The organism is Psychroflexus sp. ALD_RP9, assembly GCF_017311165.1.
Taxonomy (GTDB): domain Bacteria; phylum Bacteroidota; class Bacteroidia; order Flavobacteriales; family Flavobacteriaceae; genus Psychroflexus.
Map to the genome: position 1 here is coordinate 1,737,681 of NZ_CP062973.1, position 23,646 is coordinate 1,761,326.

General features: G+C 34.1%; 19 protein-coding genes and 2 pseudogenes. 19 read left to right on the top strand and 2 right to left on the bottom strand.

Annotated elements, in window-relative coordinates; all coding sequences use genetic code 11:
* The first annotated feature begins 3 nt into the window (after positions 1–3).
* The 17 genes and pseudogenes from wecB to IMZ30_RS08110 all read left to right on the top strand — a co-directional run bounded on the left by wecB (position 4) and on the right by IMZ30_RS08110 (position 18,580).
* A complete protein-coding gene (wecB, locus tag IMZ30_RS08030; RefSeq protein WP_317194385.1) occupies positions 4–1,104 on the top strand; it encodes a non-hydrolyzing UDP-N-acetylglucosamine 2-epimerase in 1,101 nt (366 codons plus the stop codon).
* Complete coding sequence (locus IMZ30_RS08035; protein WP_207037803.1) at positions 1,101–2,297, top strand: hypothetical protein; 1,197 nt, start codon at positions 1,101–1,103, stop codon at positions 2,295–2,297. The genes wecB and IMZ30_RS08035 overlap by 4 nt, the downstream gene beginning before the upstream one ends.
* Positions 2,287–3,381, top strand: coding sequence for a glycosyltransferase family 4 protein (locus IMZ30_RS08040; RefSeq protein WP_207037804.1), 1,095 nt, complete (start codon positions 2,287–2,289; stop codon positions 3,379–3,381). Before IMZ30_RS08035 ends, IMZ30_RS08040 begins: the two co-directional genes overlap by 11 nt.
* Positions 3,382–3,417: 36 nt before the next feature.
* Positions 3,418–4,572 carry a UDP-N-acetylglucosamine 2-epimerase gene (gene neuC / locus IMZ30_RS08045; protein WP_207037805.1) on the top strand — a complete coding sequence of 385 codons (1,155 nt, stop codon included), beginning with the start codon at positions 3,418–3,420 and terminating at the stop codon, positions 4,570–4,572.
* Between the two features lie 162 nt (positions 4,573–4,734).
* Positions 4,735–5,087: pseudogene (locus tag IMZ30_RS08050) on the top strand (four helix bundle protein).
* A gap of 100 nt (positions 5,088–5,187) precedes the next feature.
* Positions 5,188–5,928: a cytidylyltransferase domain-containing protein gene (locus tag IMZ30_RS08055; protein ID WP_207037806.1), complete on the top strand. Its 741-nt coding sequence runs from the start codon at positions 5,188–5,190 to the stop codon at positions 5,926–5,928.
* A 118-nt stretch (positions 5,929–6,046) separates the two neighbouring features.
* The gene (gene asnB / locus IMZ30_RS08060; RefSeq protein WP_207037807.1) at positions 6,047–7,762 is read left to right on the top strand and encodes an asparagine synthase (glutamine-hydrolyzing); all 1,716 of its coding nucleotides are present in this window, start codon (positions 6,047–6,049) and stop codon (positions 7,760–7,762) included.
* Complete coding sequence (locus IMZ30_RS08065) at positions 7,755–9,134, top strand: hypothetical protein (RefSeq protein WP_207037808.1); 1,380 nt, start codon at positions 7,755–7,757, stop codon at positions 9,132–9,134. Before asnB ends, IMZ30_RS08065 begins: the two co-directional genes overlap by 8 nt.
* 2 nt (positions 9,135–9,136) lie before the next feature.
* The gene (locus tag IMZ30_RS08070) at positions 9,137–10,282 is read left to right on the top strand and encodes a glycosyltransferase family 4 protein (protein ID WP_207037809.1); all 1,146 of its coding nucleotides are present in this window, start codon (positions 9,137–9,139) and stop codon (positions 10,280–10,282) included.
* A gap of 10 nt (positions 10,283–10,292) precedes the next feature.
* Positions 10,293–11,924 (top strand): hypothetical protein, encoded by a 1,632-nt coding sequence (locus tag IMZ30_RS08075; protein WP_207037810.1) that lies wholly within the window; start codon positions 10,293–10,295, stop codon positions 11,922–11,924.
* Entirely contained in the window at positions 11,924–13,039 is a 1,116-nt protein-coding gene (locus IMZ30_RS08080; RefSeq protein ID WP_207037811.1) for a glycosyltransferase, read from the top strand. Before IMZ30_RS08075 ends, IMZ30_RS08080 begins: the two co-directional genes overlap by 1 nt.
* A 256-nt stretch (positions 13,040–13,295) precedes the next feature.
* Positions 13,296–13,559, top strand: coding sequence for a GIY-YIG nuclease family protein (locus tag IMZ30_RS08085; protein WP_207037812.1), 264 nt, complete (start codon positions 13,296–13,298; stop codon positions 13,557–13,559).
* A gap of 15 nt (positions 13,560–13,574) precedes the next feature.
* Positions 13,575–13,757 (top strand): annotated as a pseudogene (locus tag IMZ30_RS08090) (four helix bundle protein); the annotation flags it as partial.
* Positions 13,758–13,903: 146 nt separating this feature from the next.
* Entirely contained in the window at positions 13,904–15,004 is a 1,101-nt protein-coding gene (locus tag IMZ30_RS08095) for a glycosyltransferase (RefSeq protein ID WP_207037813.1), read from the top strand.
* A 105-nt stretch (positions 15,005–15,109) separates the two neighbouring features.
* Complete coding sequence (locus IMZ30_RS08100; protein ID WP_207037814.1) at positions 15,110–16,144, top strand: N-acetylneuraminate synthase family protein; 1,035 nt, start codon at positions 15,110–15,112, stop codon at positions 16,142–16,144.
* On the top strand, positions 16,144–17,565 hold the full coding sequence (locus IMZ30_RS08105) for an O-antigen ligase family protein (protein WP_207037815.1): 1,422 nt from the start codon (positions 16,144–16,146) through the stop codon (positions 17,563–17,565). Before IMZ30_RS08100 ends, IMZ30_RS08105 begins: the two co-directional genes overlap by 1 nt.
* Positions 17,558–18,580 (top strand): glycosyltransferase family 4 protein, encoded by a 1,023-nt coding sequence (locus IMZ30_RS08110; protein ID WP_207037816.1) that lies wholly within the window; start codon positions 17,558–17,560, stop codon positions 18,578–18,580. The genes IMZ30_RS08105 and IMZ30_RS08110 overlap by 8 nt, the downstream gene beginning before the upstream one ends.
* A gap of 423 nt (positions 18,581–19,003) precedes the next feature.
* Here the strand turns inward: IMZ30_RS08110 and mnmD are convergent, their stop codons facing one another.
* Together mnmD and IMZ30_RS08120 are read right to left on the bottom strand one after the other, a co-directional pair.
* Complete coding sequence (mnmD, locus tag IMZ30_RS08115; RefSeq protein WP_317194386.1) at positions 19,004–19,675, bottom strand: tRNA (5-methylaminomethyl-2-thiouridine)(34)-methyltransferase MnmD; 672 nt, start codon at positions 19,673–19,675, stop codon at positions 19,004–19,006.
* 63 nt (positions 19,676–19,738) lie between these two features.
* Complete coding sequence (locus tag IMZ30_RS08120; protein WP_207037817.1) at positions 19,739–20,326, bottom strand: DUF4920 domain-containing protein; 588 nt, start codon at positions 20,324–20,326, stop codon at positions 19,739–19,741.
* Between the two features lie 100 nt (positions 20,327–20,426).
* On the opposite strand from IMZ30_RS08120, the gene IMZ30_RS08125 reads away from it, so the two are divergent.
* Both IMZ30_RS08125 and IMZ30_RS08130 read left to right on the top strand, forming a co-directional pair.
* Complete coding sequence (locus IMZ30_RS08125) at positions 20,427–21,491, top strand: branched-chain amino acid aminotransferase (RefSeq protein WP_207037818.1); 1,065 nt, start codon at positions 20,427–20,429, stop codon at positions 21,489–21,491.
* 1,141 nt (positions 21,492–22,632) lie between these two features.
* On the top strand, positions 22,633–23,535 hold the full coding sequence (locus IMZ30_RS08130; protein ID WP_207037819.1) for a TIGR01777 family oxidoreductase: 903 nt from the start codon (positions 22,633–22,635) through the stop codon (positions 23,533–23,535).
* The last annotated feature ends 111 nt before the right edge of the window (positions 23,536–23,646 follow it).

The following is a 23,646-nucleotide window of genomic DNA, read 5'->3' on the forward strand; positions in this document are numbered from 1 at the left end:
ATTATGAAAATCCTCATCTGTTTTGGTACAAGGCCTGAAGCCATTAAAATGGCACCTGTGGTTAAAGCTTGTTTGAGTCATCAAACTATCAAGACCAGCGTTTGTGTTACAGCACAGCATCGCGAGATGCTTGATCAAGTTCTAGACTTTTTTCAAATCACGCCAGATTTTGACTTAGATTTAATGCAAACTAATCAATCGCTCAATCAGCTTTCTGCAAGAATTATTGAAAAAATGGATGCTGTATTAGTTAAAGAGCAACCTGATTGGGTTTTGGTTCATGGCGATACCACAACTTCTAGCATGGTCGCTTTAGCCGCCTTTCACAGAGGAATTAAAGTCGGTCACGTTGAGGCTGGTTTGCGCACCTACAATAAATATTCGCCATTTCCAGAGGAAATCAACCGTCAGCTTACTGGTAGAATAGCCAATGCACACTTTGCACCGACACAAAAAGCCTACAACTGCTTGATGAATGAAGGTGTAAAAAAAGAAGAAGTATTAATTACAGGAAATACCGTGGTTGACGCTTTACAGGTAGGTTTAAAACTTGCTAAAGATAGAGGTTCGCAGAATCTAAAAAAAATACTTGATCAACTCGATTCTCAAAAAAAATTAATATTGGTCACAGGGCATCGTCGAGAAAATTTTGGAGATGGATTCATTCAACTCTGCAAGGCTTTAGCCCAGCTAGCCAAACGCTCAGATGTTGAAATAGTTTATCCTGTACATCTAAATCCCAATGTAAAAGAGGTTGTGCATAAAGAACTTGAGCAACTAGACAATATTCATCTCGTACCACCAGTAGAATATCCTGTCATGCTGGGTTTGTTGGAAGCCTGCGATTTAATCATTTCAGATTCAGGTGGCATTCAAGAAGAAGCGCCAAGTTTAGGTAAAATGGTGTTGGTTACTCGGGCCACTTCAGAACGTATGGAAGGCATAGAAGAAGGTTTTGCAGAACTAATAGGTACAAGTGCCGATAAGATTATAGAAAGGGCTTCGTTTTATTTGAAATATCCCAAAGTATTGAATAAACAAGATAATCCTTATGGGCAAGGTGATGCATCTGAAAAAATAATCAACTATATTCTAAGCAGATGAGAATACTTATAATATCTTCTGAAATTATTAAAAACAAATATTCAGCAAGTATAAGGGTAACAAAAATTCTTAAAGAATTATCTGAAAATTCCCAAGTAGATATATTAACAGAACCCATGTCAGTATGGGACTTTAAACACCAAGCTAATAAAGTCTTCATAACAAATTACAAAATTCCTTCAAGCCAGAAAAAAACTTTAAAAGCAAAAGTTTACAGTAAATATTTTAAAATTTCTATATCACAACTTAAACGCTACAAGGCATTTATATCTAAATTAAAACAAATTAATCTTGATCAATATGATGTTATCATCGCCTTTGGTGGTGGCGGTTTTTTTGAACCTTTAGAGGCTTTATCACAATGCAAGACCAACGCATTGACGGTTGGTTTTATACACGATCCTTATCCTGGAGATGTTTTTCCTGAGCCATACCAAACTAAAACAAATAAAAACACCTTAAAAATTAGGGAGAAATTAAAACGCGTATTTTTAAAATTAGATAAACTTGCTTTTCCTTCTAAACTTTTAGGCGAGTGGATGGATAAATATTATGAATTTGGTGATGATAAAATATTAGAATTACCACACCTACTACCAACCATTGAAATCGATGATGATGCAAAAAAGGAAGCTGAAAAGTTTTTAAACTTACATAACCTAAAACACGAAAATTTTTACTTTCATGCTGGCACTTTATTAAAGCACAGACCAGTAAAAGATATCATTACCCAATTTAAAAAATTAAAAAAAGACGGCTATTTTGACCATGATTTTAAACTTCTTTTTATTGGCAATGTGAATTATGACATACAAAAGAGTGATAAAGATGTAGTTATTGTTAATAAGCGAAAGCCTTTAGATTTGGTTAATGCTATTTCAAGAAAAGCAAAAGCCTTAATGATTATTGAACACATCGCAGATATCAGTCCATTTTTACCAGGTAAAGTACCAGAATACATTGCTCATCAAAAACCAATTATGCATTTTGGTCCACAAAATTCAGAAACTTGCCGTGTAGTAAAACCTCACATTGAGATATCAAAATTCAGTGCTACTTTAGACAATCCTAAACTTATCTATGCAGTTTTACAACTAGGGGGTGTTGAGCTACACCAAAATATATCAATTATAAATCATTTTAAAATTGATACTTTTATAAAGAAAATAGAAGACATCATTAATGCAAAATAAGTCCAAAGTAATTTTAATCTCTCACTTACCGTTACCTTATCATGGTATTGGCAGTTGGACTACACTTTATCATAATTATATGATTAAAGGTAGACATCAAATAGATGCAATTATTTGCCCACCTCTGTCAAAAGAAAAATATATTGATATTGACTATCTGTTCTTTACAAATTCTAAGATTAAAAAAATAAAAAACAAATTACTATATAATCGTTTTCATCATATTCTTTCAAGACTTAAAGCGTATATATCTAAATATAAAAATTACCGATTTGTAATTCAGATTGTAGATAATATAGGACTTGTATTAGCTTTAAATGTTTTTTTGACTAAACATTCTCTTCGTGGACAAGTTTATATACAATATTCATTTCATGGGTTTTCAATCCAAAGTGAAAATTTAATGAAAAAAATAAATGCCAGTTGTGATGAAATAATTTTTTTGACGCAAATTGCATACCAAGATAATTTGAAACGACACACACTCTTGCCTAAATATGTTTCAATATTAAACAATGGTATCGATACAAATAAATTTAAGCAAATAGCTAAAAAAGATGAAAACGACAAAACTACCTTTATTTGGTGTAGCCAAGACAGACCCAAAAAAGGACTTCATATCATTTTAGAAGCTTGGTCAAAATTCCATAAACTTTATCCCAATTCAGAATTACAAATAGTAGGAACATATAAGACCTACCAAGTAGAAGGTGTAAAATGTTTAGGAAGAATTTCAAATGATCAACTGCCAGAGGTTTATCAAAATGCTGATGTTTATCTATTTCCTACATTATGTCATGAAGGCTTTGGTCTTACTCTAGTAGAGGCATTGCATTGTGGTTGTTTTTGCATTGCCTCTAACATTGGCGGTGTGCCAGAGGTTTTAAACCATGGCGAATATGGCTGGCTGATAAGCGAACCACATAATACTGATGAGTGGCTAAATGCTATGATAACCTATGAGAGAGAAAAGCCAAAGCATCCAAAAATTTTAAAAAACAAATATAGTTTAGAGTCTTGGTCTAACGGTATGAACGAAATAATTCTTAAAGCTAAAAATAGAATAGAGTTAAATATTTGTTAGTTTTATTGATTCAAAATAACTTAATATAATGCTTTTATGAGAAAAATCTGCGTAGTTGTCACCGCTCGACCATCCTATTCCAGAATTAAAACGGCGCTAAAAGCCATTCAAAAGCATCCTGATTTAGAATTGCAATTAGTGGTAGCGGCTTCTGCTTTGTTAGAGCGTTATGGTACAGCAGTCAATTACATTAAAGCGGATGGGTTTAAAATTGATGCCAAAGTTTTCAACGTCTTAGAAGGCGAAAACCTCACTGCTGCAGCCAAAACCACAGGCATTGGTATTTTAGAGTTGTCTAGTGTGTTTGAAAACTTGCAACCTGACATTGTGGTTACCGTAGCCGATCGCTTTGAAACCATGGCAACGGCTATTGCGGCTTCCTATATGAATATTCCTTTAGCCCATATCCAAGGCGGCGAAGTCACCGGCAACATCGACGAGAAAGTGCGCCATAGCATTACCAAATTAGCCGATTATCATTTGGTGGCATCAAAAGATGCCAAAGAACGTGTACTTCAATTAGGAGAAGAAGCCAATTCCGTCTTTAATACAGGCTGTCCGTCTATCGATTTAGCTAAAGAAGTTCAAAGCTTAAACAAGCTTAGTTTTAATCCCTATGAAAAATATGGTGGTGTAGGAGCGCACCCCGATTTAAGTCAATCCTATTGGGTCGTCATGCAGCATCCCGTAACTAACGAATACCAAAATTCGCGAAAACATGTAGAAACGACCTTAGAAGCTATTCGCCAACAAGTTGATGTTCCTGTGTTGTGGTTTTGGCCCAATGTAGATGCGGGTTCCGATGGTACTTCTACAGGTATACGAGCTTTTAGAGAAAAATATGATTTGAGTCATGTGCATTTCTTTAAAAACATGCAAGGCAATGATTTCTTAAACTTACTGGATCAATCTAAGGGGCTAATCGGTAATTCTTCGGTAGGCATACGTGAGTGCGCTTACTTAGGTGTTCCTGTCATTAATATTGGAAGTCGACAAAATCGCCGCCAACGCGGTGAAAATGTAATTGATGTAGATTACAGCACAGAAGCCATAACCGAAGCCATGCAACAAATTGAAAAGCAGTCTAGACCAGCTTCAACAAATATCTATGGCAATGGAGATGCAGGTAAAAATATTGCCCAGGTTTTAGCTCAAGTAGAGTTGAAGTTTCATAAGACGATTGTTTATTAGTGAAGGGTGATGAGTGATGAGTGAAGAGTGATGAGTGAAGAGTGATGAGTGAAGAGTGATGAGTGAAGGGTGAAGAGTGATGAGTGAAGGGTGAAGAGTGATTAGTTAACAGTGATGAGTGAAGGGTGGTCAGTGAAGAGTTGATTTAATAAATAATATAAAATGAATCACAAGGATTTAGAAGCATGGAAAGTTAGCATGGATTTGGTGGATTATGTTTATCAATTATCTAAATCGATGCCTAGGTCTGAAGACTTCGTCTTAAAGCAACAATTTCTTAGATCTGCCATTTCAGTACCGTCAAATATAGCAGAAGGCTGTGGGAAAGTTCAGACAAAGAATTAATTAGATTTTTAGATATTAGTCTCGGTTCTTTAGCAGAACTCGACACTCAATTTGATATTGGATTCCGACAGAATTATTTTGAAAATGTTGAAGACTTTCAAGTTTTGTTAATTAAAACAAGAAAGCTGATTATAGGACTTAAAAATTATTTGAAAAAGAAAAGCAAATGAATGAACTAATAATAATTCACAGCTCACTGATCACTTTACGCAGTCTGCAAGTAAATGTTCACTGCTCACCCTTCACTCATCACCCAAACAGATGTAACAAATGAAAAACTCAAATACACCTGAATTCCCAGTCACTGATTTTACTTCACTCAAAATCCTCGCCATCATCCCTGCTCGTGGTGGAAGCAAGGGCGTGCCTAGAAAAAATATAAAAGAACTTGGCGGTAAACCCTTGTTAGCTTACACAGCAGATGCTGCACTTGCATCAAATTTAATTAGCAAAGTTATCTTATCTACTGAAGACGAAGAAATTATGCAAGTTGGTAAAACACTCGGATTAGAGGTGCCTTTTCAACGACCAAGTGAATTAGCACAAGATCAATCAGGTAGTTTAGGAGTAGTGCAGCATGCGGTTCAATACTTTGAAAAACAAGGAGAATTTTTTGATGCAGTTATTCTGTTACAAGTAACTTCACCTTTTAGAGAAGAAGGTTTTATCGATCTAGCGCTTGAAAAATTTATTACTTCAAAAGCTGATGCTTTAATAAGTGTGTTGCCGGTACCACATGAATATAATCCGCATTGGGTGTTTGAAACTGACCAGCATCACAACTTGCAAATTGCCACAGGCGAAAAGCAAATTATCAAACGTCGACAAGACTTGCCTAAGGCTTATTTTAGAGATGGTAGCATCTACATCACAAAAACAGAAGTTATTAAACAAGGTAGTTTCTTTGGGGAGAATTTAACATATATAGAGTCTAATCCCACAAAACATGTAAATATTGACACTTTAGAAGATTGGGAAAACGCAGAAGAAATGATAAAAACTCTGAAATAGACTAAAAATCTACTATTATTAAGTAAAATTCATTTTGTTACCGAATTGATTTTATTAAATTAAATTTTATAGGGATAAAAAACATAGTTAAATTTGTAATTAACAAACTAATCAATTTATGTGTGGAATATCTGGTATTTTAGGACCAAAAGCCACTAAACTTAACATCAGTAAAATGACTGAAATTATGCACCATAGAGGTCATGATTCCATTCAGCATTTTCAACAAAACGGTATAACTCTAGGTCATAACCGGTTATCAATAATCGATTTAAATGAAGGCGCAGATCAACCTTTTCAAAGAAATGATAGCCCTTGGGTGTTAGTTTACAACGGTGAAATCTACAATTATGTAGAGTTAAGGGAAGAGTTGATACATGAAGGTTATACTTTTGATACACAATCTGATACAGAGGTTTTGTACAGAGCCTTTTTAGTATGGGGAGAAAATTGCTTAGAAAAGCTAAACGGTATGTTTGCTTTTGCTTTTTTCAATACCAAAACCAATAAACTCTTTGCAGCGCGAGATCGCTTTGGTGTAAAGCCTTTTTATTATTATCATGAAGAAAAGAATTTTATTTTTGCGAGCGAAATAAAAGCGATAAAGCAATTAGTGAATCCAACTCTCAATGAGAAAGTTTTAGCCAATTACTTAGCTTATGGTAGTTATGGTATGCCAGATGAAAGTTTTTATAAAAATATTCAACAATTACCTGGTAGTCATTTTTTAAATTACAAGGAAAATAAGCTACAAATCAATCAATGGTACGATTTTGTTTCCCGAACAAATAAAAAAATTCTAGAGCTTCAAAACACAAGTGAAGATGAAGCAAAAGAAGAGTATAAAAAAATACTTAAAAATAGTATTGATTTACGATTTCGGGCAGATGTACCTGTTGGTTTTACCTTAAGTGGTGGAGTAGACTCATCTTTATTATTAGCCCTAGTCAATCAACGTGAAGAAGCAAAAAATATCAAAGCCTTTACCTTTTATACAGATGATGAGCGCTATGATGAATTACCTTGGGTTGAGCAAATGGTTGCAAAAACACAAACACAATTAGACCAGGTGCTTTTAAAGTCAGATGAAGTAAATGAGCGCCATCAAAGATTGAGTAAAATACAAGATGAACCTTATGGCGGTATTCCTACCATTGCCTACGCAAAAGTGTTTGAAACAATGGCTAATCAAGGTATCAAAGTTATCTTAGATGGACAAGGCATGGATGAAGCTTGGGCAGGATACGATTATTACCAAAATAATACGAATAATACCATTCAAGGACAATCTACTAGCAGTCCTTATAAAATCAATGTATTATCAGATTCTATTTTAGCTAAAGCCCAAAAACCAACTTATCCACAACCCTTTAATAATGATTTACTGAATAAGCAATACAGAGATTTGTTTTACACTAAAATCCCAAGAGCTTTACGTTTTAATGATCGGGTTTCAATGACATCTACCACAGAATTGCGCGAACCTTTTTTAGACTATCGTTTAGTAGAGTTTGCATTTTCTCTTCCAAAACATTTTAAAATAAGAGATAGGCAGGGAAAGTTTTTATTACGAGAAATTTTAAGCGATTATAGTAAAAATGTAGCCTTTGCTCCAAAAAGGCCTTTACAAACGCCACAGCGTGAATGGTTAGCAGAAGAATTGAAACTTTTGGTAAATCATGCTATAGCTTCAATTGAAAAAAGTAGTTTAGCAAAACATTTTGATGTACAGCAAATGAAAGTTGAATGGGAAGATTATAAAAATGGCAATCAAACCTCTAGTTTTCATATTTGGCAATGGATAAGTGTTAGTAAATTAGTTGAAAATGAATAAAAAGATTTGCATACTAATGCCTGATGGGGTAGGAATCAGGAACTATATATACACTGGCATCTTTGATCGTTTCAATACTGAGTCAATACTTCTGCACAATTTTAAATCAAATTCTATAACTGATTTTGGGTTACAAAAATCATTTAACTTAAAACAACTTATTAGATATAAGGAAAGTTTCAAAGAAAAGTTCTATCGTGAACTTATTCATTTAGTACGATTAAAATATAATGCAGAATTAAAATCTAATCCTACAATTTTGAGCAATTATATGCCTAAAAAAGTATCTTTTAAACTTAAACTTTTTTATGCTATTATTGAATTCAAATCATATTTTCACAAGTCTCAAAATCGAATATTAGCTTTAGAAACTAAATATGAAAAAGTAATTCGTAGATCAAAGGTATACCAATATTATTATGACAATTTTAAAGAGCTTCAGCCCAATGTATTATTTTGTACGCATCAACGCGCTGTTATAGCTGCGCCAATTTTTGCAGCTGCAAAAGATGCAGGTATAAAAACGGTTACAGCTATTTATTCTTGGGATAATTTACCTAAAGCTAGATTAGCCTTACGAGCAGATGAATATTTGGTCTGGAGTCCTTACATGAAAGCTGAATTTAAATCTTTTTATCCTGAAATTAAGGACCATCAAATAAAAATACTTGGCACACCTCAGTTTCAATTTCATTATGATAGTTCATATTTATGGACTAAACAACAACTTGCCAACTATTATGGTTTAGATTTGAAAAAAAAGTGGCTATGTTTTAGTGGAGATGACAAAACAACTTCACCTTTTGATCCAGAATACTTACAAGACATAGCTGAAGAAATAAAAATTTCGGGTCTTGCTACAGAATGGCAAATCTTATTAAGACCTGTACCTGTAGAAGGCTTTGATAAATATCAAAAGGTCATAGATAAATTTCCTGAAATCATAAAAAAAACAGGGGCAGACTGGGTGTTGTCTTCAAATTGGTCTGATGCTTATCCTAAGGTAACAGACTTAAATATACTATCGAGCTTATGTAAACATGCTAACGCTGTTATTAATGTGGGCTCAACAATGGCTTTAGATTTTGGTATGCATCATAAACCTGCTATCTATCTAAATTATGAAGTTAAACCAAATTTACATTGGTCGGTTAAAAGAGTATATAAATTTCAACATTTTAGAAGTATGAAAGAACTTAAACCAGTAGTTTGGCTTAATTCTAAAAAGGACTTACCCGGCATCTTAAATAATCTAGATAAACACCATGGACGAACAAAGGAAGATATGATGAAGTGGTGTGAACGGATCATTCCAGATAAACTTAGGATAACATCAAGCTGCTTAATTAATCAACATTTGGTAAATAGTTAAGCATGCATATAGTTTTTTTGACATCAGAATATCCGAAAGATGGCTTTCCTCATGGTGGTGTTGGGACAGTTGTTCAAACTTTAGCTCAAGAATTGGTTAAACAAAATCACTTGGTAAGTGTAATAGGTTTAAATTATTTGCAAAAAGATGAAGAAGAAGTTGATAATGGTGTGATTATCTACCGTTATAAAAAGAGTAAAATCAACAAAATGGGATGGTTTTATAACAATAAAATATTAAATAAAGCCATATTAAGATTAAACCAAGTAAAGCAAATTGATGTTATTGAATCAGCTGAGCTTGGCTTTGCTTTTATCAAAAAAATACCAAGCATAAAATATTTAATTCGAATGCACGGTGGTCATCATTTCTTTGCGGAGTCTGAAAATCGTGGCGTTGAGCCTTGGAAATCTTTTCAAGAACGCCTAAGTTTTAGAAAAGCTGATTATATTATTGGCGTCAGTAAATATGTGATGAACCATACAGCCAAGTATATGGATTTTGAAGATAAACGAGGTGAAGCCATATATAACCCCGCAAATCTAAATCGTTTTTATCCTGCTGATTACAATAAAGAAATCAAAGGACGTATTTTTTTTGCGGGGTCTATTTGTGAAAAAAAAGGAATCAGGCAACTTATAAAAGCCATGCCAATAATTAAAAAAGCCGTTTCAGACGCTCATTTAATTATTGCAGGAAGAGATACAAAAATCAGAGGAACACAAAAATCCTATTTAGCCTACCTTAAGACAGAGATTCCATCAGAAGTTAAGGAAGATGTATTTTTTTTAGGGTCTATTGAAAATGCGCAAATCCCCAAAGAAATCGAAAAAGCAGAAGTATGTGCGTATCCCTCGCATATGGAAGCCATGCCCTTATCTTGGATTGAAGTGTTGAGTATGGGTAAAGCTTTTGTAGCTAGTAACTTAGGGCCAGGGCCTGAAGCGGTTAAACACGGCGAAACGGGATTGCTATGTAATCCATTAGATCTAGATGACTTGGCTAAGCAAGTGATTTATATGCTTCAAAACCGTGACAAAGCCCATCAAATGGGGCAAAATGCGATAAAAGATATTCAAGAGCGATTTAGTTTGGATGTGTTGTTGAAAAAGAATATTTTGATGTATGAAAAATTAATCAAGCTTTAAATGATAATTAATGTTTATTTTAAGTAAAAAAACACAAGCTGCACAAGGTGCTATTAAAAAATATAGAGAAAAGTTAATAGAGTTACATAGTCATTTCTCAGAAATATTTGAGTTTAACTTAAATTCAATGAATACATTATACTGGTTCAGTGCTAAACCACAAGACCAACTTCACGTTTTTGATAATGCTATTGTAATTGGTAAGCTTGATTTTGATGAAAAACAGACTTATAAACCTATTTTCCATAAAGGTGAAACACTAAAGTCATTTGAAAATTTAGATTTTGATACACTTTTAAACAACATTATAATTTATTTTGATGATAACTTTTTAGATATAATTCCTAGTGAAACTACAAGTGTCTATTATTCTGAAGATAGTATTTCTGATTTTCAACTTCTAATCGCTAAAACAGACAAAACTCTACCATCTCAAGTAAACGTTCAAATTTTGTCGAGTGTGGGATATTTTCCTGGAAACATGACATTATTTGATAATGTTAAAAAAATACCTTATTTATTTAAATTAAAAAATAATCAGCTTGAAAAAATCGATGATTTTAAACCTAAAAAGAATGACGACAAAAAGCTTATAAATACATTAGTTAAAACTGTGCCTGTTACATCAAATCAATCCTTGGCCATGTCAGGAGGTTTAGATAGCCGATTTGTCCTGGGTATTCTTATGAAATCTGGAGTTAAGCCAAAACTTTATAGCCTGGAAGGAAACGAAAAACAAATTATAAAAGAAGTAGCTAAAACTTATAAATTAGACTTAAAAATCAATAATCGTGAGCATATTGAACATTCGCTATATACATTAATGACTGATTCAAGAATATATTTTAGGGGAGGGAATTATTCAAAAATGATTTCAGATTATCAGTCCGATGGTATAATTCATTATGGATTTAGTTTATTACCCTTTAATGAAAATTCCTTTGCTTCTGCTTGGAAAAAACCGTCTTTAAAATCTAAACTTTATGATGATTTAATAAATTACGCTCTTCTACCAAGGGTTCCAACTTCAGGTTTTGAACAGTTTAAAAAGACTAAAACTAGAAAACAATTATTTAAAGTCATAAAAGAAGAAATGAAGTTTGGGATAGAATCTTATAATTTTAAATTTAAAACAAAAAAAGAAATTGCAACTTGGTTTTATCACTTATCAAGAGGACTTACATGGACTTATGCACATTTGTCTGATTTAAGTTTCTTTAAATACCCTGTTTTTATTTTAGGGGATAAGAAATCTTCTGAATATGGCTTTAGATCTTCAGCTTATAGTAATTTTAATAAAGAAAGATTAAGAAAGCTAAACCAAAATTTATTTAAGGATTCTGCAATAAATTACTCAGATAACCGAAAATTTAAGTCTTTGCCTCCAATATTAAATGATATTTATAAAATTTATGTTGAGTATTTTAAAAAACTTTTTAGTCGTTTTAAAGGCCTAAGACAAGTCAACTCAATAGGTGATGAAAATTGGTTTAACAATATTCATTACAAAGAAGCTAAAAATTTTAAAAACTACTTTAAAAATAGTTACAAACAAGTCATAGAATCAACAGAAACTAATTTTAGAGTTAAACGAACTGCTGTTACAATAAATGATACGTTATTATTCTTAGAAGAAAACTAATGAATTTCCTAATTATTTCACACACCCGTCATTATAAGGTGAATAATCAATTTTACGCCTACGCACCTTATGTTCGTGAAATGAATTTATGGCTAAATCATGTAGACCAGGTTTATATTGTAGCACCATTATCAAGTGCTTTTGATCAAAATATTAATTTGGCTTACCGTCATCAAAAGATTGCTTTTGCAGAAGTCCCAGCATTTTCTTTAAACGGGTTGAAAGCCCTTTTAAAAACCCTCATAAAGTTACCCAAAATCCTAGGCGTAATTTTCAAATCCATGCAGCAAGCTGATCATATCCATTTACGCTGTCCAGGTAATATGGGTTTGTTAGGTTGTTTAGTTCAAATCTTCTTTCCAAGTATCCCAAAAACAGCTAAATATGCAGGCAACTGGGATCCAAAGTCAAAACAACCATGGAGTTACAAATTGCAAAAGTGGATTTTAAGTAATACCATTCTAACTAAAAACATGCAGGTCTTAGTTTATGGGCAATGGTTAAATCAAACAAAAAACATCAAACCATTTTTTACCGCAACTTATAACGATAGTGAAAAAGAAGCTTTATATGTTAGAAATTATACCAAACCTTGGCATTTTTGTTTTGTCGGGAGTTTGTCAAAAGGCAAACGACCACAATTGGCATTGCAATTAGTCAATAAGCTAAGACAAAAAGGGATGGATGCCGTTATACATTTTTACGGTGATGGCGAATTAAAAACTTCTCTCAATGAAGACATTCAACAACTCAATGCTCAAGACTGGGCATTTGTATATGGTAATCAACCTAAAGACGTCGTTAAAAAGGCTTTGAAATATTCTCATTTTTTGATTTTACCCAGTCAATCTGAAGGCTGGCCTAAAGTAGTAGCTGAAGCCATGTTTTGGGGTTGTATACCTATAGTTACTCCAATTTCATGTGTGCCTTGGATGCTTAGTAATGGTCAGCGCGGCATTTTAATGGATAGTCAAAATATCGATCAAACCTTAAAGCAGCTAATTGATTTTAAGGAAACTCCAGAAAGCTTAGAACAATTATCAACCAATGCAGCCGAATGGTCACGAAATTATACTTTAGATAAGTTTGAAGATGAAATTCGTAAATTGTTATAAATAGGACAGTCCGCAGTCCATAGTTGACAGTCGACAGAAGACTGTAGACGGAAGACAAACGACAGATGACAAAAGAGAGAAAATGGATTACAAGAAATTAAATGTTTGGAAAGAATCAATTGAATTAGTCAAGCTGATTTATCAAGTCACTGCTATTTTTCCTAATGATGAAAGAATCAATTGAATTAGTCAACTAAGACGTGCATCAGTTTCAATTCCATCTAACACTTGACCTGTGAAATAAATTTAAAGCCCTATGAAAGATTTCTTTTACGTTTATATATTGCAAAGTGAAACCGATGGCAAAAATTATGCAGGTTACACTCAGGATTTGAATTTACGATTTGAGCAACATAATAAAGGTTACGTAGAATCTACAAAACAGAGAAGACCACTTAAGATGATTTATTTTGAAGCTTGTTTGTCTCAAAATGATGCCTTGAGAAGAGAAAAATATTTTAAAACTCATTATGGTAAAATGTTCTTGAAAAATAGACTCAAATCGTATTTCACGGGTTAGACTGAAGGCAACAGTCGGAGTTCAGATAAAGATTATAAGCGGTTTGTAGAGATAGCTTATGGTTCAGCGCTAGAGTTAGAGACCCAACTATTAATATCTGTTGAATTAAAGTTTATAGATGAAGATAATGAAGTATTTAGTAAATTAGAACAAGTTAAAAAACTTTTGTCAGGATTTATTAAATATCTTAAGAAATAAGTTTAAAATTTGATAGTCCACAGTCCACAGTTTACAGTCCACAGTTGACAGTCGACAGAAGACAATCGACAGATGACAGATGACAGAAGACAATCGACAGATGACAATCGACAGATGACAGAAGACAGACAACAGAAAACAGAACAATGAAACAAAATCAACACCAACCCATACGTGTTTTGCAAATCATCGACTCCTTAGAAGCTGGTGGTGGAGAACGTATGGCTGTTAATTTAGCCAATGCGCTTCATCAAAAAGTTGATTTTTCTGGCTTAATTGCCACCCGTAAAGAAGGCTTGTTAAAGGCTGAGATTAACCATCTAGACCATTATTTATATGTAAATAAACGGCGTTCTGTAGATTTTAAAGCCCTTAGCTTAGCGATTCAGTTTATCAAGCAGCACCAAATCACCCATTTACACGCTCATAGCACTTCATTTTTTTTTGCAACGCTGATTAAAATTAGAATGCCAAAATTAAAATTAATTTGGCATGATCACTACGGTGAAAGTGAGCAGTTAATTCATCGTCCCAGAAATATTTTGAAATACGCATCATTTTTTTTTAAAGCAATTATTTCAGTAAATGAAAAGTTAAAAAAATGGGCAGAAGATGAATTAAACTGCTCTCAAGTATCTTACATTAAAAATTTTTCAAGATTAAGTTTTAATAATATTCCTAAACAACAGCAGTTTTTAAAAAAGGGTAATGAAATTTTTCATTTGATTCAAGTTGCAAATATTCGTCCTCAAAAGAATCATGAAGTAGCTATTGAAGCTTTAAAGTTATTAAGCAAAACATTTTCAGTAAAACTACATTTATTAGGGCAATATCATATCAATGATAGGTACTACCAATCAATAAAAGATTTAATTCATCAACATCAATTAGATTTAAATGTTGAATTTTATGGAAGTGTTGAAAACGTTCAAGCCTATCTTGAGGAAGCCGATATTGCTTTGTTAAGTTCGCGATCAGAAGGCCTTCCTGTTAGTCTACTCGAATATGCCATAGCTCAAAAACCTGTAGTCATTACTGATGTTGGCCAATGCGCTTCGGTAGTGGGTGATTTTGCAAAAGTAGTTCAACCGGGTGACCCCAATGCGCTAGCGGCAGCGTTAAAATCTTATTTAGCTCATCCCCAAGAAGCAAAAAAAGATGCAGAGTTGCTTCATAAAAAAGTAATTTCAGAATATGGTGAAGCAGCAATTATCAATCAAATTGTTGAGATTTATAAAGCGGTTTAAGTAACTTTAAAACAGTTGATAATGCTTCTAAAAATGAGTAATATTGTAACAAATTAATTAGATCATCTTAATTAATTTAGTGTTTAAAAATTTAACATTTAGTAAATGGATTTTAAAATAAAGACTCATTGTACATCGATATACACTATTGCAGAAATAGGGCAAGCCCATGAAGGTAGTTTAGGCATGTTATATGCTTATATTGATGCCGTAGCTAAAACTGGGGTAGATGCCATAAAATTTCAAACGCATATGGCGCATGCAGAAAGTAGCGAATTTGAACCCTTTCGGGTTAAATTTTCAAAACAAGATCAAACGCGTTATGAATATTGGGAGCGTATGTCGTTTACCCAAGAGCAATGGAATGAAATAGGAGAATACACAAAAGCTAAGGGTTTAGACTTTATCAGTAGTCCATTTTCCAATGCGGCTGTAGACTTGTTAGAAGAAGCTAAAGTAGATGTTTACAAAATTGGAAGTGGAGAAGTAACCAACCTTTTACTGCTTGAAAAAATAGCTCAAACTCAAAAGCCTGTCATTATTTCTAGTGGAATGAGTTCTTACCAAGAACTCGATGATGCTGTTCAATTTCTTTTGGAGAGGAAAGCAGATGTAAGTATTTTACAATGTACAACCGCTTATCCGACACAACCTGAGCAATATGGATTAAATGTAATTACAGAGCTTCAAAAGCGCTATCCGAATTTAAAAATCGGTTTTTCAGATCATTCAGGTACAATAGCTACTGGAATTGCAGCTAGTACATTAGGTGCTGAAATTTTAGAGTTTCATGTGGTATTTCATAAAGATATGTTTGGCCCTGATGTTGAAGCATCTCTAACTTTAGAAGAGACATCAACTTTAGTTGAAGCCACAAAAAAAATATACACAGCTTTAAAAAATCCAATGGATAAAGCTAATCATCAGGAATTTTCAAGCTTAAAAGCTATCTTTGAAAAGTCGTTAGCCGTCAACAAAGACCTACCAAAAGGACACGTTGTTTGTTTTGAAGATCTAGAAGCCAAAAAACCAAAAGGCTACGGCATTGATGCCTCTAGCTATCAAGCTCTTATAGGTAAAAAATTAGTTAAAGACATGAAAGCCTGGGCATTTTTAACAGACGATGATATTAAGAATTAATGCGAAGAAGAATTACAAAACGTCTCAAGCGCCCGACTGAAATCCCTTACTTAAACGCTTTAATTTTTCATGCGGTATTAGGATTTGTCATTTACCTATTTAAGCCTTTAGCAACACTTTATTTTTTAGGCTTATTTGTCTATTTTATTATAAAAATCCTACAGAATCCTAAAGATAAATATGTGATTCTGGAGGCAGCTGCCTATGTTACAGCAGCTGAGGTCTTTTTAAGAATGACTGGTGGTGCCTTATTATGGGAAATTGGTAAATATTCAGTCATCGTTTTTATGCTTTTGGGCATGTTTTTCCATGGCTTTAAACGAAAGGCACTTATATATGTGGTTTACCTGTTATTGCTTTTACCTGCTGTATACATTACTTATATTGATTTACCCTTTGGTATGGACTTTAGAACAAATATTTTGTTCAATTTGTCTGGGCCATTGTCACTCGCAGCTAGCGCTTTATTCTGTTATGATTCTACAATTAAATTAAGTAGATTTTTAAAGATTTTAGATTTAATGTTATTACCCATTATACTCATGACGGTCTATATTGTGTTTTATGCTCCAGACTTATCTAAAGTGGTAACTAATGCGGATGCTAGCTATGGAGCTTCTGGAGGCTACGGGCCAAATCAAGTCTCCACCGCCTTAGGAATAGGTTTATTTATCGGTTTAGTACGTTTTATTATGCCACACAAAAATAACTTAGTACAGTTAATTGTACTAGGAAGTATTCCTTTAATGGCTATGCGTGCTTTAGCCACTTTATCTAGAGGTGGTGTTTTAACTGCTTTGCTCATGTTTATTGCTTTTCTAGGGGTTTACTTTTGGTATGCGCCTATTAAATTAAAATCTAAGTCGTTTGCTAAATTAGGATTGATCGTGGGTGCTGGAATAGTCGTTTGGACAATTACAGTTTTATCTACAGGCGGTATGGTTGCAAGGAAATACGCTAACGAGCAGGCTTCAGGTGTTGAACGAGAAGACATCACCACAGGTCGTGTTGAAATTGCTAATGCTGAGTTTGAAATTTTTTCAGATCAACCTTTCTTAGGTTCTGGTGTTGGAATGAGTAAAGTAGCTAGATTAGAGTTGGTCGGTGATAAAGCAGCATCACATAATGAAATCACACGGATGATTTCAGAGCATGGCCTACTAGGGATCATAGCACTTTTATTATTACTGCTTGTACCAGCTTTTGAATTCTTAAAACAGCCTAAAAACTTATTTATTATACCACTTATTGTTTTTTGGGGAGCAACTATTAATCATTCTGCTATGCGAATTGCAGCGCCTGGCTTTTTTTATGGTTTTGCATTATTAAGTGTACAATTTAAAGCGAAGCGCTCTAACATTAAAAAAGGCGTAAAAAAGAGATCCTTAAGCAACCAAAATAGTATTGTAAGCCATGACTAAGTCCATTCTTTATTTAGGAAACCAACTATCTAAAAAAGGGAAAACCCCAACATCGGTAGAAACACTTGGGCGTTTTTTAGAAAATGAAGGACTTACAGTTTTTAAGGCATCCTCAAAACAAAATCAACTACTCCGGTTGTTAGACATGTGGAAATCAATTATAAGACTTCAAACAAAAATTGATATTGTTTTTATTGATACATATAGTACACTTGGTTTCTGGTTTTCTTACTCTTGCGGGTTGCTATGTCAATTTTTAAATCTAGATTATATCCCCATTTTAAGAGGCGGCGATTTGCCCAAACGCTTAGCGAAAAATCCCAAACTTTGTCATCAGCTGTTTAACAATGCTAAAATTAATGTGGCGCCTTCAAGCTATTTAATGCATCACTTTGAACAAGCGGGCTACACAAATTTAGTTTTTATCCCCAATACCATTGCTTTAAACCATTATGATTTTAAACAACGTGAACACATTAAACCAAATCTGATTTGGGTACGTTCATTCGCAGAAATCTATCATCCGCTTTTAGCCTTAAAAGTTCTCAAACAACTTTTAAAGCGTTTTCCAGATGCAAAACTAAGTATGGTCGGACCCTTTAAAGACGATAGTATTCAAACTTGTCGTACCTATGCCAAGAAACATGATTTACCAGTGACCTTTACTGGTGGCATGCCTAAAGCAGATTGGCTGGCTTATGCCAAAGATTTTGATATTTTTATCAATACCACAAATGTTGATAACACACCAGTGAGTGTTATTGAAGCCATGGCTTTAGGTTTGCCTGTTGTGAGCACCAATGTTGGTGGACTCCCTTTTTTATTAGACCATCAAAAAGATGCTTTATTGGTCTCACCAGATGATCCTCAAGCCATGTGTGAAGCCATAAAACAACTGCTTAATCAGCCTGAACTAACGCACTTACTTAGCCGTCAAGGCCGACAAAAGGTTGAAGCTTTTGATTGGCAAGTGGTTAAACAACAGTGGTTTAAGGTTGTCAATAATTGTAAATAGCAGTTGCTTTTTAGTTAATCGATTATAGAGGCTTCGTTACATTTCTGCGAAAAAGCCGACATTACACAACTATACTACTATACTGCTTCACAAAACAGCTATAAGCTATAAGCCGTAAGCTTTAAGCCAAAAATGCCTATTGCTTAAAACTTAGAGCTAACAAAACGATTCACTGGCAACCGCTAACTGAAAACAGGTTCTCGATACACTTTTTCTTTCCACATGGTTTCAAGAAAAACCACTCGAACTGACAACAGAGGCTTCGATACATTCCGACGAAAATGTCGGAACACTCAGCCGCCGTGAATTTGGAACCGACAACGGACAACAGAGAACCGATTTTACCATTACACCATTACACGAGCAACGATTCACTATTCACGGTTAACAGAAAACTGACAACCGAAAACCGACGAGCTCAATCTAAGATTTTATTCCCCGAAGCATTTCTCGTTTTCCGGGTGGCCCTGCTAAGCGTTCAACCTGAAAACCTAATTGTTCAAGGTTTCGGCGAACTTGACCTTTAGCGCAATAGGTCACAAAAATGCCCTTGGTTGTAAGTGCGTCGTAGAATTTTTTTAAGATATTAATTTCCCAAAGTTTTGGCTGTACACGTGGCCCGAAAGCATCATAAAATATAATATCTGCCCAGTTAGATTCGCTCAATTCACTAAATTTTTGATGCATCTTCTCAAGTGTAAATAATGAATGAATTTCAAAAGGCGAGTCCCACTCAGCTTGATGAAGCTTCTTAAATTCAGGTTCAATATCACCAAAGGTAGAAGAGAAATTAAGCTGTTCCATTTCGTCTTCGGTAATCGGGTAAGCTTCCAGTGATTTGTAGTGGACTTTTATAGTGTTTAGTTTTGCCCAGTTAAAGGTCATTAAGGCATTTAAACCTGTTCCAAAACCGGCTTCTAAAACCTTAATTTGAGAGAAAGTGCCTTGATTAAGGTAGTAATTTAAACCCATTTGCTCGAACACATGTCGGGCTTCTTGAATGGCGCCGTGCTTAGAGTGGTAATGTTCATTCCATTCTGGAATATGAAGACTCGTAGAGCCATCGGCTGTGGTGATGATTTTGCGTTTCAGCATATTGTAGAGCTAAAAAAACCGCTAAGCGAGAAGCAAAGCGGCTGTGTTTAAAATTAAGTTGTATTATTTCATCTGGTATTTTACACCAGAAGCCATAAAGGCCAAAGTTGATTTAGGTTCAGTAATCGCAGCAATTTCTTCTTCAGATTTACCAGCATCCTCAGCCATATGTCGTTGTTCTTCTACACTCACATTTTCAACATAAGCTTTACCGTTAACAACGGCCGTTTCACCAGCGCTATTTTTAGGAACAAAAAAAGCATAATCCTTAAATTTAACAAAAGCTTCTTCTTGCTCACCGATGGCTAAGCGCATCCAGCATCCTTTTTTCTTACAAACTGAATTCACTTTAGCTTCAAATTTGACTTGCAATGTATCTCCAGTATTTAAGTTGTTGTAGAGTTCAAAGATTTCAGTAGAACTTTTAACATCAGTGAGTTCAAAATCTTCACCGAAAATAGTTTGGTCTTGTAAGCTGAGCTCTTTGGTAGACTCCTCTTCTTGTGAAGACTCCTCAACACTGTCTTTGCCTTCTTTTTCAGTTGAAGCCTCTATCTCAGTTGCCTTTTTTTCATTTTCTGCTGAAGATGAAGAATTTTGTTGGCAAGCGGCTAATCCTAATAAAATTGATAATAAAACTGCTTTTTTCATGATAATAATTAAATTTATTTGCACTAATTTAGGACAAAGTTAATAATATGTAGATTTAATTCATTGGTAAATTTAGTACATTTGCAAAAAATTATATCACATGGACGCAAAAACTTCTATATTAGATATTCAACCTGTTGCAAAGACTCGAATTAATGAAGTCGATTTTAATAATTTACAATTTGGAAAACAGTACGCCGACCACATGATGTACTGCGATTTTATTGATGGTGAATGGCAGCAGCCTAAAATAGTACCTTATGGTCCGATGACTTTTCAACCTTCCGCAAAAGTTTTTCACTACGGTCAAGCAGTCTTTGAAGGTATGAAAGCTTTTAAAGACGATAACGACGAAGTTTGGTTATTTAGACCAGAAGAAAATTTTAATCGAATTAATCGTTCAAGTCAACGAATGGCGATTCCAGAATTTCCAAAAGAATACTTTTTTGAAAGTTTAAAAACCTTACTAGAGCTTGATAAAGATTGGGTAAAAAAAGGCAAAGGTAATTCTTTATATATTCGTCCTTTTGCGATAGCGACTGAGGCTGGTGTTTCGGCTTCTGAATCTAGTGAGTATCGATTTATGATTATTACATGTCCTGCGCAAGCTTATTACAATAAAGCAGTAAAAGTAGTTTTTGCTCAGGAATATAGCCGTGCTGCAGATGGCGGTGTTGGTTTTGCTAAAGCAGCTGGTAATTATGGTGCACAGTTTTATCCGACACAGCTGGCGAAAGCTAAAGGTTTTGATCAAATTATTTGGACAGACGCTAGTACACATGAATATTTAGAAGAAGCGGGTACCATGAATATCTTTTTTAGAATAGGAGATCAATTGTTGACCGCTCCAACCAATGACCGTATTTTAGATGGTGTAACACGAAAAAGCATTATTCAATTGGCTAAAGATGAAGGTGTTGAAGTTATCGTTGATCGGGTTTCTGTAAAGCAAATTGTAGAGGCTGCAAAATCTGGTGAATTGAAAGAGATTTTTGGTGCTGGTACAGCTGCTACTGTAGTTCGTGTTGAAGGTTTTGAGCATGATGGTGTTTATCATGATTTACCTGAAATTGAACAGCCATATGCCACTCATTTTAAAAATAAACTACAAGATATTCAATATAACCGTGCCGATGATGCCCATCAATGGCGTTATAAGGTCTAGGTTTTTAGTTTTTGTTTATTATAGGTTATCGGTGACTCGTGATTTGTGATGCGTGATTCGCGAATTGTGTAATGGTAAAATCGGTTTTCTGTTTTCAGTTTTCTGTTATCAGTAACCAGTGATTCGTGATTCGTGAATCGTGAATGGTGAAGTTGGCTTTAAGCGATTTTTGCTTACGGCATACTGCTTACGGCTTATAGCTTATAGCTGTTTTGTGTAGTGGTATAGTGGTGTAATGGTATAGTAGTAGATCAGTTTTCTGTTGTCTGTTTAGCGTTGTTCGTTTAGTATATCTCAAAAACTTAACATAACACAAATCATAAAACGGCCTATCGAGACGAAAGCGTAAAATTGACAGTGAAATTAGCGTTTAATTTCAGACTGTTTGAATTCCATTTGTAAAATGGAATGAGTTTCTGAAATTTAGCCAATAAGTCTACAATTTAGCTTTTGTATCGTCAGTCTAGTCCCGATTCCCGATGCTTCGGGACGGGATTTGTTTCTCCCGAAACTTCGGGATTGGGCGATGCAAAAAAGAAAAGACATTCGTAAACTCTTAAAGTAAATTAATGAGCTACAAAACATCTCGACTCCGCTCGATGTTAAACATAGATTTTTAGTCTGTTGCTAGTGATTCGTGATTTGTTAAATTCACTAATACCAACCTCGCTGATTTTAAAAATTAAATAGGAAGGCATTCAGAAGATACTTAAGGTGTACTTAAAATCATTAATACTGTTTTTCTTCAAGCCTTCAAATATGGCTTTTTAGTTTAAAATTTCCTGAAATTAGTCCTAAGGTATAGAGCTTGTTTCGTTTTCAAGGAAGATGAAAGATTGAATTTATGTAGTCTGTAGTCTTTAATCTGAAGTTTACACTCTATCGAATAAGTTCTATTTAACAGCTACAAAGTACTATTTACGATTATCATGTAATCTTAATTTTATAATTCAAAACTTTAAATCACCCACCACACACTACTCAAACCTATTGGAGTTAAAGCTGCTTGTATTGAGTGAAGACAACGAAGAGTCGGGAACGCATAGCATAATTCAAACTTCGAGTAGGATTACTTGTTAAATCGTTTTTAAAAGCGATTCAATCGCTTGGTTTAATCACTACTTTTATAAAAACTAAGTGTATGAATGTTTTAATTACAGGCGCTACAGGATTAGTCGGACAAGAATTGGTAAAACAGTTTCATGCAGATGGTGTCAAGGTGCATTACTTATCAACTTCACGAGATAAGCTAGAAAATCTTGAATTATATAAAGGTTTTTATTGGAATCCATCAACTGCTGAAATTGATGAAAAAGCATTCGAAGGTGTAACCCATCTTATTAATTTAGCAGGCGCTAGTGTAGCTAAACCGTGGACAAAAAGTCATAAACGCGCTATCATTAACAGTCGTATTGAAAGTCTTGACTTACTTTATAATACCTTATCTAAACTTGATCATCAAGTAGAACACTTTATTTCAGCAAGTGCCATAGGTATTTACAAAAGCGATTTTAAAATTTTACACGATGAGTTCTCAGAGCAATTAGGTGATGACTTTTTGGCTGAAGTTGTAAAGAAATGGGAAGACAAAGCCGAGACTATTGAGCGATTAGGTATTGACGTTGCTTTGGTAAGAATAGGCATTGTATTATCTAAGTCAGGCGGTGCTTTAGAAAAAATAAAATTTCCTGTTGAAAACTTTTTCGGAGCACCCTTAGCTTCAGGTTTGCAATGGCAATCATGGATACACCTTAAAGATGTAGCTGCCATTTTTAAATACGTTGCTGAGCAAGGTTTGGTTGGTATTTATAATGCTGTTGCACCTAACCCAACGACAAATAAAAAAATGACCAAGCAAATTGCTAAATGTCTTAGTAAACCTTTGTTTTTGCCACATGTTCCTGCATTTATTTTAAAGTTAGCTTTAGGTGAACGTGCTACTTTAGTTTTATCAAGTCAGCGAGTTAGCGCTGAACGTATAATTTCAACTGGTTTTGAATTCAATTTCTCTAAACTTGAACCCGCCTTAAAAGATGTACTTTAGTAGTTTGAACTGCCAAAATTTAAGTATTCGTCGATTTCTGTTGTTAGCGATGTCTCGTTAAATTTGATAAGTTTTAAAATTAAACCTATATTTATATTGTAAAATATGCTT

Coding starts and splice junctions, on each gene's coding strand:
- IMZ30_RS08070 (WP_207037809.1), top strand. CDS start 9,137: ATGCATATAGTTTTTTTGACATCAGAATATCCGAAAGATGGCTTTCCT.
- IMZ30_RS08125 (WP_207037818.1), top strand. CDS start 20,427: ATGGACGCAAAAACTTCTATATTAGATATTCAACCTGTTGCAAAGACT.
- IMZ30_RS08075 (WP_207037810.1), top strand. CDS start 10,293: ATGTTTATTTTAAGTAAAAAAACACAAGCTGCACAAGGTGCTATTAAA.
- IMZ30_RS08130 (WP_207037819.1), top strand. CDS start 22,633: ATGAATGTTTTAATTACAGGCGCTACAGGATTAGTCGGACAAGAATTG.
- IMZ30_RS08035 (WP_207037803.1), top strand. CDS start 1,101: ATGAGAATACTTATAATATCTTCTGAAATTATTAAAAACAAATATTCA.
- IMZ30_RS08055 (WP_207037806.1), top strand. CDS start 5,188: ATGAAAAACTCAAATACACCTGAATTCCCAGTCACTGATTTTACTTCA.
- IMZ30_RS08120 (WP_207037817.1), bottom strand. CDS start 20,326: ATGAAAAAAGCAGTTTTATTATCAATTTTATTAGGATTAGCCGCTTGC.
- asnB (WP_207037807.1), top strand. CDS start 6,047: ATGTGTGGAATATCTGGTATTTTAGGACCAAAAGCCACTAAACTTAAC.
- IMZ30_RS08040 (WP_207037804.1), top strand. CDS start 2,287: ATGCAAAATAAGTCCAAAGTAATTTTAATCTCTCACTTACCGTTACCT.
- IMZ30_RS08105 (WP_207037815.1), top strand. CDS start 16,144: ATGCGAAGAAGAATTACAAAACGTCTCAAGCGCCCGACTGAAATCCCT.
- neuC (WP_207037805.1), top strand. CDS start 3,418: ATGAGAAAAATCTGCGTAGTTGTCACCGCTCGACCATCCTATTCCAGA.
- IMZ30_RS08095 (WP_207037813.1), top strand. CDS start 13,904: ATGAAACAAAATCAACACCAACCCATACGTGTTTTGCAAATCATCGAC.
- wecB (WP_317194385.1), top strand. CDS start 4: ATGAAAATCCTCATCTGTTTTGGTACAAGGCCTGAAGCCATTAAAATG.
- IMZ30_RS08065 (WP_207037808.1), top strand. CDS start 7,755: ATGAATAAAAAGATTTGCATACTAATGCCTGATGGGGTAGGAATCAGG.
- IMZ30_RS08110 (WP_207037816.1), top strand. CDS start 17,558: ATGACTAAGTCCATTCTTTATTTAGGAAACCAACTATCTAAAAAAGGG.
- IMZ30_RS08100 (WP_207037814.1), top strand. CDS start 15,110: ATGGATTTTAAAATAAAGACTCATTGTACATCGATATACACTATTGCA.
- IMZ30_RS08085 (WP_207037812.1), top strand. CDS start 13,296: ATGAAAGATTTCTTTTACGTTTATATATTGCAAAGTGAAACCGATGGC.
- IMZ30_RS08080 (WP_207037811.1), top strand. CDS start 11,924: ATGAATTTCCTAATTATTTCACACACCCGTCATTATAAGGTGAATAAT.
- mnmD (WP_317194386.1), bottom strand. CDS start 19,675: ATGCTGAAACGCAAAATCATCACCACAGCCGATGGCTCTACGAGTCTT.